General features: G+C 58.1%; 7 protein-coding genes and 1 pseudogene. 3 read left to right on the top strand and 5 right to left on the bottom strand.

Annotated features, from left to right (window positions below; genetic code table 11):
* Nucleotides 1–55 precede the first annotated feature (55 nt).
* Entirely contained in the window at nucleotides 56–1150 is a 1095-nt protein-coding gene (locus GSQ90_RS17150) for a hypothetical protein (RefSeq protein ID WP_158816076.1), read from the bottom strand.
* A gap of 824 nt (nucleotides 1151–1974) precedes the next feature.
* Between GSQ90_RS17150 and GSQ90_RS17140 the strand changes: the two are divergent.
* Nucleotides 1975–3365: pseudogene (locus GSQ90_RS17140) on the top strand (ISKra4 family transposase); the annotation flags it as partial.
* Between the two features lie 308 nt (nucleotides 3366–3673).
* Here the strand turns inward: GSQ90_RS17140 and GSQ90_RS17135 are convergent.
* From GSQ90_RS17135 to GSQ90_RS17125, 3 genes are all read right to left on the bottom strand, one after another.
* Complete coding sequence (locus GSQ90_RS17135; RefSeq protein WP_158816074.1) at nucleotides 3674–3949, bottom strand: hypothetical protein; 276 nt, start codon at nucleotides 3947–3949, stop codon at nucleotides 3674–3676.
* Nucleotides 3950–3974: 25 nt separating this feature from the next.
* Nucleotides 3975–4532, bottom strand: coding sequence for a hypothetical protein (locus tag GSQ90_RS17130; protein WP_158816073.1), 558 nt, complete (start codon nucleotides 4530–4532; stop codon nucleotides 3975–3977).
* Between the two features lie 436 nt (nucleotides 4533–4968).
* A complete protein-coding gene (locus tag GSQ90_RS17125; RefSeq protein WP_158816072.1) occupies nucleotides 4969–9057 on the bottom strand; it encodes a toll/interleukin-1 receptor domain-containing protein in 4089 nt (1362 codons plus the stop codon).
* A gap of 533 nt (nucleotides 9058–9590) precedes the next feature.
* Between GSQ90_RS17125 and GSQ90_RS17120 the strand changes: the two genes are divergently transcribed.
* Nucleotides 9591–10625 (top strand): toll/interleukin-1 receptor domain-containing protein, encoded by a 1035-nt coding sequence (locus GSQ90_RS17120; RefSeq protein ID WP_210254917.1) that lies wholly within the window; start codon nucleotides 9591–9593, stop codon nucleotides 10623–10625.
* Nucleotides 10622–11467, top strand: a complete 846-nt coding sequence (locus tag GSQ90_RS17115) for a hypothetical protein (protein WP_158816070.1) — start codon at nucleotides 10622–10624, stop codon at nucleotides 11465–11467. Before GSQ90_RS17120 ends, GSQ90_RS17115 begins: the two co-directional genes overlap by 4 nt.
* Nucleotides 11468–11538: 71 nt before the next feature.
* Here GSQ90_RS17115 and GSQ90_RS17110 read toward each other — a convergent pair whose 3' ends face one another.
* Nucleotides 11539–14496, bottom strand: a complete 2958-nt coding sequence (locus GSQ90_RS17110) for a toll/interleukin-1 receptor domain-containing protein (protein ID WP_158816069.1) — start codon at nucleotides 14494–14496, stop codon at nucleotides 11539–11541.
* Between the last annotated feature and the right edge of the window lie 81 nt (nucleotides 14497–14577).

Genomic DNA, 14577 nt, shown 5'->3' with positions numbered 1-14577 from the left:
CCCACAGTGAAGGCAGGTCCGCCATCGCGCCAATTTGTCATCCAGTCCTGAGCCATCATCGACGTAGCCGAGAATTACGGCTAGCGTTTGGGTTTTGGCGATCATCAATCAGTCCGGACTCACTTTTCCGCCGCGCTTCAACAATCCCATCAAGGATACGGCTCTCGAGGTCATCGTCCTGTCCGCGCCAAGCGTCCCAAGTGTCGGTTCCCAAAAGTCTTGTGTCGGCAGCTATCCGGTCCCGTTTGTGCAATGCCTCGAGAGCGCGCTCCAATAGGCGACGCACTCTAAAGATCACGGGTTTCCCGGTCTGCTCATCCGCCTCGCGACCCCAGCCTCCGAGCGCCTGGCGTACCGCAAGGTGCAACTCGTAGGGGATTTGGGCCCTTACATTGTCGGACAGCTCAATCTCGACCTCGCAGCGAGCGGCGCCCTCCATTCGCCAAGATCGAAGCGTGTGGATTTTGAGAAGCCCCTCGAACTCCGAGTCCTTCCATAGTTGCTCCCAAATGAACTCGTCGCCTACCGGATAAGCGCCGAAAGCATATTCCGCCGTTCCCGACCGAATTGCGCCGGAAGCCCAGCGCTGACGGAAGACAGCGTCAACCGTGCCGATTCCGTAGGGCGTGAATGTCCCTTCTTGCGATAGGCCGTAAGGCAAGCTCGCGACCCAGTGTCGACCGGTCTCAAATACATTCTCCTGGAGCGAACTGAGAAGATCGAGCAGCGCTGCGTCGGACAGGTTTTCCGCATTTGCTATTTTCAGCAGTGGTGGCGCGTCCTCAATCGAAATGGCGCCAGCCCGGTTCGCGATTCGCGCCTGGAACCGCGCGGATGCGACACGTCGCAGACTGGGCGGCAACCAAGCCGACACGAAGGTCCAGTTGTGGCCGATCGGTCCACGCATTTCTTCGTCAACGCGAAATTCCTTTCGGCGAAAACGAAGCATGCCGCCCTGCTTACGGGCGACCTCATGGTCGCGGTCCCAAATTAGGCACGGCACTTCGGCGCCATAGATCAGACGGTCGTTCTTCACCTCGATTGGCGTGATGCTCGTTCGGATTGTGGCGGCCACGCCGCCAATGTATTGCGACGCGGCTGTCTGGGGCCGCGCCTCTGGCAATGCTTCGCTGAAAAGAATACCGCCCATGAACGACCCCCATGAGCCAGTTGAACCAATTTGACGCACCTTTGCAAGGTCCGCGTCAGCGCATTTAGGCCACCTATTGGTTCAGATTTCGGGAAGTTCCGGGAGGGGCACCGTGACGAAATTTCTCGTCCGACCAGCCGAACGGTGCGCTATGGCCAATTCGTTTTTCCACCCTACTCGTTCATCCCATGTTCGGGCGGCTCGTTCCAGTGATGGACGTAGAAAGCCCGACCGGACCCGATCAACCTATCGGCGGGTCGCCATTGCGGCGGGCACGGTTGCTATCGCCGTTACCTATATCCTTACGCGCGGCTACTCGGAATCTGGGCAGAATTTCGCGAGCGCATGCCTTACGATCAGTTCAGGGCTGATTTGGGTAACAGCGGCAGGTCTGCCCTCTCGATTGTCTCGATTCTCGTCGCTTCTCAATTGCGTGGCGGGGATACTTGACGTAATGAGCGGCGTCTGTTTGCTGCGATGAAGGTTTCCTAAGGCCTTTTGGCAAACATTTGAGTGCGAGGCGGATGGCGACGCGATTGATCATGGCAGCGAAGCTTTGATCGGTCTTATCGTAGCTTGTGAGGATCCTGCGGTAGTTCTTGATGGTGCAGAACAAGTTCTCGACGAGTTCGCGCCAGCCACACATGGCGAAATCGCAAGGAATGTTCCGCTTGCGATTCGCCTTGGGCGTCGGGAGCCACCTTGCTGTCACATTGCACGAAATGGTGAGACTGGTGCGGTTTGAGACCGTTAAATTAACTGGGGTGGCAGCGGCTTGTTAAGAGGTTTCGCGGGATGAGACGCTCTCTTCGTGGAGAGAGTCGATGCAGTGGAAAATAGTTTTGGAGGGCACGGACGAGTTCGGTTCAGCCCACCGTTCGGAATTGACGATCGACAAGGATTTGGCGTGCCTTTCGGCCGGTGAGATCGGCTTCTCGGTCGAGGACGGCAAGGCGATTATGGCTCATCTCCAGCAGGCTGTCGTCGAACAGCAATGCGAGGCTTACGTCCTGACGAGCCGTTTCTGCATGGATTGCGAGAATTTCCGACGGATTAAGGATTACGGCAAGCGCAAGATCCGGACGGTGTTCGGTTGCGTTCAGGTCAGAAATCTGCGGATCATGAACCGTCAGCGCTGCCTGCTCATTTTTGTGGCGCATGGACCGTCCTGCGCGATGTCTGCCCGGATCAGGCGACGCCGGAATTGATGGAGCGCTCCGCGCGTCTGGGCAGCCTTCTGCCGTATCGCAAAGCGGCGGAGGTGATGGCCGAATTCCTGCCTATCAAGCCGACCGAGTCCTTTGTGACCCTACGCCACCGCACACTGAAGTTGGGAGAGCGCCTGCACGAGAAGGCTTGCGAACGGGCCTAGTTCGAGCCGCCTTCAACAGCGGAGTGCCGCCAGATGGAGTTGACTCTGCCGAATGATCCAGAACGTGAATTCGTCATAAGCACCGATACTGCGCATGTTCGCGCTAGCCGGGCGGAAGCTGGCTTGAACTTCGAGATCGCCGTCGCGCGATGCGGCCGCAGCGGGCGCGGCTCGTGCCCAGGCCGCTATTTCACGACCGCTGACACATCGAGCGCGAGCTTCAATCGCGCACGCTGCAGGCCCTGCAGTGCGAGGGCTACGCGGGCCGCGGTGAGGTGAGGTGACGGTTCTTTCCGATGGCGCCGAGATCATGAAAAGGCTGCCCAAGGTGCTGCCGCAGCCGACGGCGCATATCATCGACTGGTTTCACATCGCCATGAAGATCCAGTCCCTGCAGCAGATCGCCGATCACGTCGCGCGTTGGCGTGGCGGTGGAAGCAGCGAAATGGCCAAGGTCGGCGCCGACGTCCGATCGTTGAAGTGGAAACTCTGGCACGGACAGACCGATCGGGCGCTGGAACAGCTCGAGACGATGACGAACGAATTCGCGAAGCTGCGAGAGGGAGGCAATCTCCCGGCGACGCGCCTGCTGCATCTGGCGCACCCTTTGCTCACCTATATCCGCTTAAACAAAGGCGCGATCATCAACTACGGCGCCCGTATCGATCAAGTCGACGCACTGCGACGGCGTTGGCCGAGTCCGCGGTGAATTCGCTGGTCGCCCGCCGGATGGTTAAGAAGCAGCAAATGCAATGGTCAAAGCGGGGCGCCCATCTTCTGCTTCAGATTCGGGCCACCGTTCTCAACGGCGATCTTCGGGTACGCTCTGCGTACAAGTCGCCAAGACAAGCCCATCGATCAAGGTTTGCGTGGATGCTCGAACGGACGCCGCCGTTGCTCATGACGGCGCAACACCCCAGTTAATTTAACGGTCCCGGGCCGTCCCATTTGCGAGTTCGTGGTTCGATCATAATTCCTAGTTATTCCATGTTCGAAGGCCACTGCATTTGCCACGCAAATCCACAATGGGAAAAGCGGCTTTCGAGAATGATTGATCCCGCCAGGGACCCCGCGACGCACCGGCTGAGGTACGAACGCGTCGGATCTCGATGCCCATCGGGGCGAAGCCATTGATAACTTTGGCTAGAGGCTCATTGCTTCAGGTCGATCTCTGCGACGAATGTCGCTCCGATGGTCAGCCTTGCGCTTAAGCCCTCGGCCGCGATCTGCATCCGCTCCGGAAGCGCCGGACTGTCCGCTTTCGTTTGGAAGGGCTCGTCGAAGGAAGGCCGCTCGGCCAAATCGCCGCGGAGCGCTTCGCGGACACCGTACCTCACATGCACCGAACGGATTTCCTGATCCTTGACGTTCACGACTACAGGAAGATCGTTGATGACCTCCCTTCCGCGATATTGCTCCTCAGCCATGGTGAACAGAGCGCGGCCGCCGCGATCACGAAGTTCCTCCCTTGCCCGCGTGGCTTTGGCCTGCACGGCCGCCTGCCGGGTCATCGCCTAAGCTAAGTTGAGTCGGCGGGATCATGACCTTGTCCGCTCCCGGCGGATCGATGATCCTGAGGCCGCTGGCCTGCCGGCCGCCCGCCAGGCCGATCATCAATCCGCTGGCGAGGCGCTGTCCGATATGACCGACGAAAAATGATAGCACGTTTCTGAGCCACGGCTCCGGACGCCGCCGGGCCAGCATCCTCCATTTGCCGTGCACGGGTCGCGCGGCTGGTCTGGGTGCCCTTGCATCCGAGAACGCGCCAGACGCGATGGATATCGGGAACGACGAAGTCGGGCGATTTTCCCGGTCCTCGTTTGGCGGCTTGACCGCTGTCGCGCCAATGGACGCCGCAACGCGGTCGTAGCGGCCGTCCACGATCGCGCCGATCTGCAAGCGGCCAGGCAGCCAATAGACTGGTGCCCCCATACCGAAATCTTCGCAGAGGATCGTCTTCTGATGGGCATCGAGTTCCGAAAATGCCGGGGTCAACCGTAATACGGCCATCGGCGATGGCGTGGAGCTAGCGCACCCACGCCCAGAATTCGCTGAGGGAGACGCCAGAGGCATGCGATGCCGGCGAAAGTATCGGATGGGTTTCGAGGGGTGGGCGGATCGATCGTAATGCGGGCCTATGGGCCACTCATCGGCGACTCGGGAGCTGAGATGGACCCCCGCCAGCAAAACGTCACCAGCCAGCGGCCTGTCCTTGCTCGGCATCACTCGAAAAAAGGGCACGGCGTTCCGTTCACAATCTCGTGCGAATCGTGGAGCGAGGCCTGAAATATGGCGAACGTGGGCTCCTTTTGCGTGGCGATCTGAGAAATTGGTAAGAAATTGGTAATTGTGTTCGAACCCGCCAATCATCCTTCGCAACGGCAGATCTTCGGAATCGCTCCCGCTCTCTGCGCTGGATCAAAATTGATGCGGAGTACCGCTCAACTCAGTGATTGCTGCCCGGTGGACAAGTAGCCGGACGAAGGTCATCGCCCGACTCAGAAGACAACGCCAGATGGGTAAGGTCGCTAAATTTATCAATCCACAGTTTCGGCGGGATGTCTGCGCGATCTATCGGCATTACAACTCGCCGGCACGCCTCGTTGATCAGAGCTTGCGGCTGAAGGACTTCAAGGGAAATCAATGCCGCAACCGGGCCAGTGCCGAAAACGAATGCGCGTTGGCCATTGCGACTAACGGCGACCCTCAACTTGGAGCCCGCCCCCGGACGAAACACATTGAATAGTCGCACAGGCAAAGGCGTCATTGCCTCCATATCCCACAGTATTATCGGGCCTGGTTCGTCCAAGTAATTTGGATTTATGTTGTAGCTGGAGACACTCGTGAGGATGCCAGTAAGGCCGACAGACGCAACAAGGTCGGATTGAAAAGCGAGGCCGCCAACTGGATATGCGAGCTGTTTTACGGGTGCAAGGGGTTGTTTTGCACTCGCCAACCAAACAGGCCCTCCTTGCGATCCGAGCAACAGCTGAGTTTGATGAGTGCCGACAAATCCTATCGAGTTCGGCAAGAAATCAGTGAACGTGGCTTGGCTTGTAAATTCTTCCGTGCGATTTCCGACGTCGATCAGGCACACTCTGCCGTCGCTCTGGAGCACTGCCAGCGAGTCTCCCTGGGCGTCAAAGGCTGCGGCGACAATCACGAAGTTCGTAAACTTCTTTTCGAATAGCACTTCCTTACTTGGCAAATGCACGACGTGAATCGATTCTTGATTCGTATAGGCGAGGGTACGGCCGTCCTTAGAAAGCCACGCCGCAGTGGTCTCAAATAGATCCGCTCCGCCCGGCCGAATTGCATCAATTCTTCCTTCACCCGGATACAACAAACGCAATCCACCGCGTGCTCCTTCAAGCGCGGCAACATTAAGATCGGTGCTCACATTTGCCGAGGTTACGGAAAATCCGGCAAAGGGAGTGCGTTTTTTTATCTCAAGCTTAGGTAGTTCCAGCGCCACTGCCGCGTCGCTGCCAACCACGAGCGCGTGCGTGCCCTTGGAATCTACGGAAACAACGACTGGTCGCCCACAATCGCACGACATCTGGACGATCAGGTTCTGGTGCGCCACATCTAGGAGGGAAATCTCGCCGTCGTCGTCGCCCGTTATCAAAGACCCTCCATCATCGGACAACGCCGCCGTGACAACCCGCTTCCCACCTAATGCATATGAAAGATCTGGCGCGCGGTCATCCGATGATCGTCGCAATTGAATGGTGCCGTTGGCGCTTAGAGCGATCAACGTTCCATCGGATGACATTGACATAGGTCCGAAAGCACCGAGAGGCCCGAGCGACTGCCTGCTGAGGGACCTGACGTAATCGGACGATCTGACAGCGACCGAAAAATTATCACGTGTCGCAATCACCCGCCCATCCTGGCTCATCGCCACGATAGATTGACCCTTTGTGTCCCTCTCGGGGATCCGGGCCCCCGTCAGCAAATCGAACCCAAGTGTACCTGCGACAAATTCCCCGACAAGCAAAGTGCGATCATCGACGGCCATAGAAAGCGCCTTGACGCCCTCATGCCACAACAGTCGGTCTTCGGTGAGATCGAAGACACTGACCTCATCACCGCCGTCCCAATAGAGAGCGATGAGGTAGCGACCGGTCGGGTCGAACATCAGCTTGGCCCTTGAAGCGTTCAGTTTCGACCAGCGGTGTTTGACTGAGCCATCCGTCAGATCAATCACGACCACTGAATACTCGTCACCGCGCGAATAGACTTGAGCGGCTAGGAAACGTCCAGTCGGATCGAACGACGCCGTCGTGAAGGTCATGTCGGTATCGGGAGGCTGCATGGTCCCAATCGCAGCCGTCGTCTCGAACGAACGCACTTCGACCTTTCCGTCGATGAGTGTCAAAAATGCACTCGGGTCCGACCCAAACGTGACGGCTTGCAGCTGCCCCTGGAAGGTTGCGCAGGTCGGAGCATGGTCGTTTGCTAGATCAACCGCACAAAGTTCTGAGCTTCCAACTTGGCCAAGCACACGAGCGCCATTTCGCGCAAGGATGACTTGTCCCGGCCCTGAGTCGAATTTCATGGTTCGTACGATTTTTGCGCTCTCTCCGCTCCACACTTCTAAGGAGCCATCCCCCCGTCCAACCAAAAATTCGCTCGTCGATCGACCTGGTACTATGGTTGTCACGACCGATTTTGGATCGCTTGGTGTTTGGGATATTAATTGTCTCGACGGCCATTTGCGAATATCCACGACCTCCGGGTTGTGATGCGCAATCAGAATTGTCTCGCCGTCCCGAGCAAGTTCCATGTGTGCGCCGTAAAGGGAGATACCGACGTATTCATTGCCCGATTCGTTCGGCGCGCGAGTGATGCGGGTCGACGTCACCGTTCCGTCTTCGTCAATTGATGTCGCGTATCCATCGTCTGTGATGGCTAAAAAGGTGTGACTGTCGCCAACGAATTCAAAGAGTAGCGCCACGTTGTCAGCGAGCTTGTGGCGACCGACCACGAACCCGTCGCTCGTTCGACAGATTACAATGTTCCCATCGCGGTTTGGGTCAATTGCGAGATACTGTCCGTCTCGAGTGAAAGAAGCGCGATTGCCCACGTGCACCTCGCCGACAGTCCCGGCAAGTACGCTCGATCGTAAGTGGCCTTCGAATTGCCATATCTCGACACGATCTCCACACCAGACCATCGCTGCGCTACCCTCTGGAGACACGTGGATCTGTGGGTTACCGCATGAAGATAATTGTATCTCAAGAACGCCTCCTGAGGTCCTATCTAACCGTGCAAAGCCACTGGCGTTCGATCCGAACGTGAAGCCGAATGCGAGAACAACCGAGCCGTCCGGTGCCACGGCGATCGCGTTCGTCGTAGATCGCTGCTCCTTGCTTCCGGGCAGCCAAAGCGACCTATCGTCCGATGGCGGAGATTGCGCGTCCGAAACCCGGATCAAATGAAGCGGCGACGGAGACACCCTTTCCGCGACGGCGATTTGGTGCCCGTCGGATGAGATACTTGAATCGAACAACGACGCAAATGAACGTTCGAGAATTTTGGCGCCGCGTGGTAAGCTCCACACATCCACAATTGATGCCTCTCCGCTCGCGCTCGACGACAATAGGGCTGGCGAATTTGATGCAAATTGCAGATTTGTCACTGGACCGGAGCTGGGCTGTAACCAGAGAAAATCGCGACTGCGATCTAATGATAATGCGAGTTGCGATGCCACCTCGGGCAAATAGGGTCGTTCCGGGTTGCGCACTGAACGCGGCAACGCCTCTAGAAGTTTTGGAACAGCACGCTCAGGCACATATTCAGCGGTCCCCGCTAGGATACTCTCCGATTGCTCCCTTTGGGTCGCCATTGCGCCACGCCATGCGGTTCCGGCGCCAACTACTGCGGCGATCGCCAGCAATGCCACGGCAGCACTGACGGCGAAGCGAACTGTAGCACGGCGGCGAACGGCCTCGCGCTCCCGTTGCTTCAAGTCGTCGAACCCCACCCCAAGTAGACCGGCTATTATCTTGAGCTTGGCGTTCTCCTTCCCGTCCCCAGTGGCGCGCGGATCCGCTGCAAGCGGGATGACTATCTCGTTGGTGAGTTCTCCATTAGCGCCAATCTTGAATTTGAGAGCAGTCGGGAAGCATTCCAACTCCCGATCGACGCCGGCTCTGCCTGCCGCGTTCGGCTCACCGTCCACCACGTAGGCGAGAATTTGACTCTCGCGACCCATTCTCTTGAACGCCACTATTTCGTTGTTGACCCAGGTACTGATAACTGCGTGCGGAGAGCAGATGACGACCAGGTAGTCTGACCGCTCCAATGCATCCCTTATCCCGGCATTCAAATCGGGTGATGAGGGCAACTCGTCGCGGTCCCGGAAAATGGGAAACAGCCCAGGTGGAATGGGACCATGAGGAGTTGGGCGACCAACTAATTGCTTAGGAACCCGATACGATTCGAGTTCTTTGTGCAACCGTTCGGCAGTGGGTTGATCCTTACTGCTATATGAGAGGAACGCCCTATAACGCGGTTGTTCTGACGTCATTTGGTCCCCCCGGATTTGCGGTCCCGTTCCAAGGGTAGCGCATGATGGGCCCTAGGGCGATAGGCGATGCGACGCGCGAGCCTCTCCGTAGACCGCAAGTCGCCCACAGGTGTCATGGACAAACCAGCCGCGTGCCGGTAGCCTCTGCCAATGGATAAGGTGCAGCTGACGCTCTCCACCAGCGGCCCGATCGGATCCGCGGGTCTAGACCAAACGAGAGAATTTCAGAGGAAGGGAACAGCGTTCGCTGCAGGAACGAGCGAGGCCCTAGCTGTAATGGGAGACGCCGAGATCAACTCCTCAACGGCAGACCGCAAACTTGCCGCTTCACCGTTCCGCGGCGTGATGCTCGGAAGCGCAATCGAGGTGGTATGATAAACGCGGCGCCGACCATCCCGACTCGACCATTCCTCGCAATTTATGTTGCCTGGCACCCACGCTTTCGAGAAGGCGCCGATCTTGGCCTCTCCCTATTTAAGCACTACCGTCGAGATCTCTATCAGAATGTCGCTGGAGGTTCCGGAGTGCCTGTTATGTACAGGTTTGAGCCGCCAAAGGGCTCCGCGGTTCCAATCGACATCGACCTCAATTCGGCCGAGATTTGTGCTGTCATTCTCTTGGTCGACAGTTGCTGGTCGGGAGACATCGAGTGGGTTGCTTGGGCGAGGAGAATCTCCGATCAGGTCGATCGAGAGGGACTTCGCGCTTTAGTCTTTCCGGTCGCCATCGACGCGAGCGGCATCGAAAAGGGAGTCGTTCCAGAACAGGCGGTACGGTGGGACAGGTGGGGCGCTGAGGACGACGAGATTAAGCGGCGCAGGCTTTTCACCGCCTTGTCCTACGAGTTTTGCCGCATGCTCAGACACTACCTCGAGCAGCTCAATCGGCCGACAACATCCAAGGTCGACCTGCTGGCGTTTCTCAGGCGCGTCGACGTGTTCCTAAGCCATTCGAAGCATGACAAGGACGGCTCAGAGATCGCCTTGCAGATACGGCGGTTCATGCAAGACGGTGGATACGATACTTTCTTCGACGTGTTCGACATCCCGATCGGACAACGCTTCGATCGCGTACTTCTCGAAAAGGTGCGAGCGAGCGCAATTGTCGCCATCCACACCGATAGTTACTCGTCGCGGGAGTGGTGTCGACGCGAAATGATCGAAGCAAAGCTCTTCAATGTCCCCCTTGTCGTCGCCAATTGCATCAACGACACCGACGAACGTGGCTTTCCATACATGGCCAATGTTCCGATAGTCAGGATGGACCCACTGAAGAGGGACCGCATTGACGTCGTCGTCGCTCGCCTCATGGATGAGGTACTGAAGGATTTCCTTTGGCGCTGTCGCGTCAGGACGTTTGGAAATGCAGCGGGAACGAACGTGGCATTCATACCCCGACCCCCGGAGCTGATTGTGCTCACCTCTCTTAGGGGTAAAACCCCTCCCAACGATACGCTTGTATACCCAGATCCACCTATCGGCGCGGAAGAACTGAATCTGTTCGCCTCGGCGGCGCCAGGCGTGAAACTCTTGAGCGCGAACGAATGGATTGCTGGAGCCGGCACATGAGAGCAATGTTTCTTCGAGGCAGACGCATCGGGATCTCCATTTCCGAAAGCCCCGATATGGCTGCGCTAGGACTCGGCAAAGAGCATTTGGATGATGCGATGACCGAGATCGCGCGACATCTCATCGCGTGCGGCGCGACCCTGGCCTATGGCGGAGACCTCAGGGAAGGCGGCTTTACCGAACTTCTGTTCGAGATCGTCACCCGCTATAGGCGCAACAAAGACAGCAACCGAATACTTGTTAAAAACTATCTGGCGTGGCCGGTGCATACGTCGCTTCTCGCCGATCAGATAGAAAAATGGCAAATGGCGCTCGAAGGATTGGCCGAATTGGTCCTTCTCAGCCCCGACGGAAAAAAAATGAAGCTTTCCAATCGGCCGGCTGATGCTGCGCCACTCGGTCAAGGCGACTGGGAGGATGGACTAACGGCGATGCGCAACGCGATGGCATGCGACATCGATGCGAGGATCGTTCTTGGCGGCCAAACTGCGAAATACAAGGGCCGTCTTCCGGGAATAGCCGAAGAGGCTTTGATACAAATTGAAAGAGGCGCACCGCTCTTTGTCCTCGGCGGTTTCGGTGGTTGTAGCTCCGATATCGCGCGCGCAATGGGCATAGACCAACGCGACGATCTCGGAGCAGGTTCAACGAGAAGTTGGACTGGCATAGAGACCGTTCGACAATTTAGCCCCAACAACCTTCACAACGGTTTGACAGCAGTCGAGAACCGGAAGCTCGCCGAGACCGTCCATATCGATGAGGCTACAGCGCTCATCTTACGGGGCCTCATGAGGATGAAACCCGGACCCACGAAGCGACGCAGGACCGACCGTTCCGGATAGAGTTTCCCGGAATCCCGGTCATTCCTCGTGCTCGTCGAAAGATCCCGTCGCCCTCTAATGACTTTACTTGATCAACGCAGTGGCTTCTTCTCTGTGCAGGATGAGACATAGTCGTCATCCGGCAGAAGCTCACGCCACTCCTGACGCGTTAGAGGCCGATTCGCTTTTGCGCAAGCGAGCGCCACCCAACGCATCGGATCTAAGCTCCACGACAGAATGGAACCGTCGCCGCTCGCGGTGAGCAACCGGGCGTGTTCATCATCGACCAGCAGCGCCGAGATTTCGCTTGTGCCTGCGGCAAGGCGACCAAAGTAGCGCCCATCCGCTGCGGACCACGTTAGCACCTGACCATCGTGATCGCCAACCGCCAGTAATCCGGCCTCCAACCCCAGCGACAATGCGGAGACACTTCCGGCCGCCTGGCGAGACGGCAGGCTCCGCGGATCCGGCGCCCCGGAAGTGTTCGATATCGCCACGGTCCTGTCTGCACCACCCCCACCGGATCCGTATGTTACGATCACGTTCCCGTCGCGAGAATACATCAAGCCCGCGACTTCGGAGGCGTGTGCGGACCACGATTCTCCGATGGATGCGTGCGAGCCTACGGCGGAATATTGCACGATCTTGCCGTCCTTCATACCAACTGCGAGACGCTTTCCGTCATGATCCAAAGCCGCGGACCTTGCTGGCGCCGGCGGAGTGATTGAAAACGGCGCCCCACTCGGTGTGCCTATTTCGTAAAGCGAGATTCTCGCTCCGCCCGCCTCAATCGCAGCAATGGTTCCGCCATCGCCGCTAATCGCAAGCTCTTCTACAGCTGCGCGGCCCGGCCCCCGTATGACGCCCGGCGGTGGCGACGGATCATCGGTCGATAGAGCTAAGATCGCGCCGCCGGACGTCGACCAGGCGACACGCCGGCCGTCGTCTGCGACTGCGATCACCGGAATCGGCGTAACGACTTCGACAAATCCTTCAGCATCAGCGTGGGGTTCCCTGAAGAGTGTGCCCGCGTTGTCGGCCTGCTTCGTCACGGCCACAAGGTCGGCCACAAGCTTCCAGTCAGTTCCCTCGAGTCGGCGAACCTCCGCGCCGCTTTGTTCCGCTGACACTGCAACAATTCGTCCCGTTCGATCGGACCGGATGGCCAAGGGCGAAGGGTTCAATTGTGGCAATTCGTCGGCCGGTCCTTGCTGGCCCGCGAGGTCCCACAACGCCACTGTGCCGTTCGAGGATGCGGAAGCCAAGTCATCCCTTTCGGCACCGAAGCTCAACGCTGTGACAGAATCTGAGTGGCCGAGCAACGGTTCCATTCCTGTACTCTTACCGGTGGCGGCGTCGTAAAGTCTGATCGTGCCTGCAGAGTCTCCGACTGCAACCCGGGACGAAACGGGATCGATTGCCGCCGCGGTCGCAAGCGGTACACCATCGCCGGTGGTTGGACGCTCCAGCTTAGGGTTTCTCCCGTCGAAGAATAGCAGTTTTCCCTCGCCGCCGACGACCGCGAGTGATCCATCATTTACGTAGCCAAGTGCCAGCACGCCGCCATCTATCCGGGGGTACTCCTGCGTCACCTTGAAAGAGTTGGTGTCGATGATGAGAATAGTCCCAGCGCTGGTCCCAACCGCAAGTTTCGGACGGGTAGGATCAAACGAGAGCGAATTGATGCGCTGTTCGACTCCCTCGTCGATGACCTTTGCGGCTTCGCTTTTGGACAGTCGAACGATCGCGATCCGTCCGGCTCCCGTTCCGACCGCGATCAGTCGCTTCGACTTGTCGTAGGCCAGCGCATGAATCCGCGTTTCTCGCTCTGGGGGAACGCCACGCGAAGTGTCAAGGAGCGTCCGTTCTGTGCTTCCGGTGACTACGCTGACGCTACCGCTTTCATGCCCCAGCCAGACGCTACCCTCGGCAGCGACTACCGCGGTGACCGTCTCGTTCGACGAGGCAAGGGTTTGGTCGAAAAGTGCCGGTGCGGCACTGTAGCGAGCAAGGGTTCGCAATCCGTTGGCCGTGCCAAAAAGGAAGCGACCGTCGGGTCCGAGACCGACAGCCTCAACATAACTTCCGACACCGACTATGCGCCTCAAGAAGCGCATATTCTGCAATTGCTCTAGCAGCGCGCCTCGCGCTTCCGGCACATCGTCTACGAGCACTGCTCTGGCCGCGATCAGCAAGGCCCGGTCAGCGCCTGCCGCCTGGCTCGACGCTATTGCAAGTTGGCGCGACACGGAGGCGAGCCGACGCTGCTCGGCTAGCAGATAACTGGCGACGGCAATAGCGGAAGATATCAACAAAGCCGCTGCCACCGCAGTCGCCCCAATGGCTGTCCGCCGCCAGAAGTTACGCTCTCGCTCTCGCGAAACGGCAAGGAAGGAAGTCACGGCGGCGACCATAACGGCGTCCGGATTGTCCCGCTCCATCGTGGCCGCTTCGACTAGCTGCTTGCCGGTGTAGAGAATGCTTCGATCTTTTCTTCCAGACCGTTCCCAACGATCGGCGTCCCTCCTCACTTGATAAGGCGTCAAACGTGCTGGGCCACGGTAGCCCAAAGTTTTCCGCCCCGTGAGCGCAGCCTCAAGCTTCTCCAGGCTTTCCTTATCGTTCGGACCCTTCGTGAAATCCGCCCAGTTAACATCTTGAAAGAGCTTGCCCGAGCCGAGTTTCGCTGCCTCCTCGCGCGAAATGCCTGGAAGTGCGACGGGAATGACTCCGATCCTCGGGTCTCGCCGATAGCGAGCCAGAGCTAACTCGGCTTCCCAGAGGTGCGTCGGGCCCCAGCCGTTTGCGCCAAGAAAAATGGCGCAGGTCGCGCACTCTTCCAGCGCTTTCTCGATCCATGGTATGAATTCCTCGCCAGTTGGAATCGTGAAAACGTCCAAGAAGAAGCGGGTGCCGAATTCAAGCTCGAGCGCATCAGCAATCTTTCGGATGAACTCCTTGTCCTTACTGTTGTGACAGAGAAAGACGATATCGCCGGTCGCGTCCGCCTCGTCCTTCTTCGCGGTGATCCGAAGCGCGTCCTGTGACATTCCGTGAGCCGTTCCAAGAAGCCGCATGGCGCCATCATAACCGCCTCGTCGCCGCGGTCGATCACCATACATCAAGCCTCA

It is taken from the genome of Methylocapsa sp. S129 (genome assembly GCF_009765995.1).
Lineage (GTDB): Bacteria > Pseudomonadota > Alphaproteobacteria > Rhizobiales > Beijerinckiaceae > Roseiarcus.
This window is presented reverse-complemented; position numbering and strand designations above follow the sequence as displayed.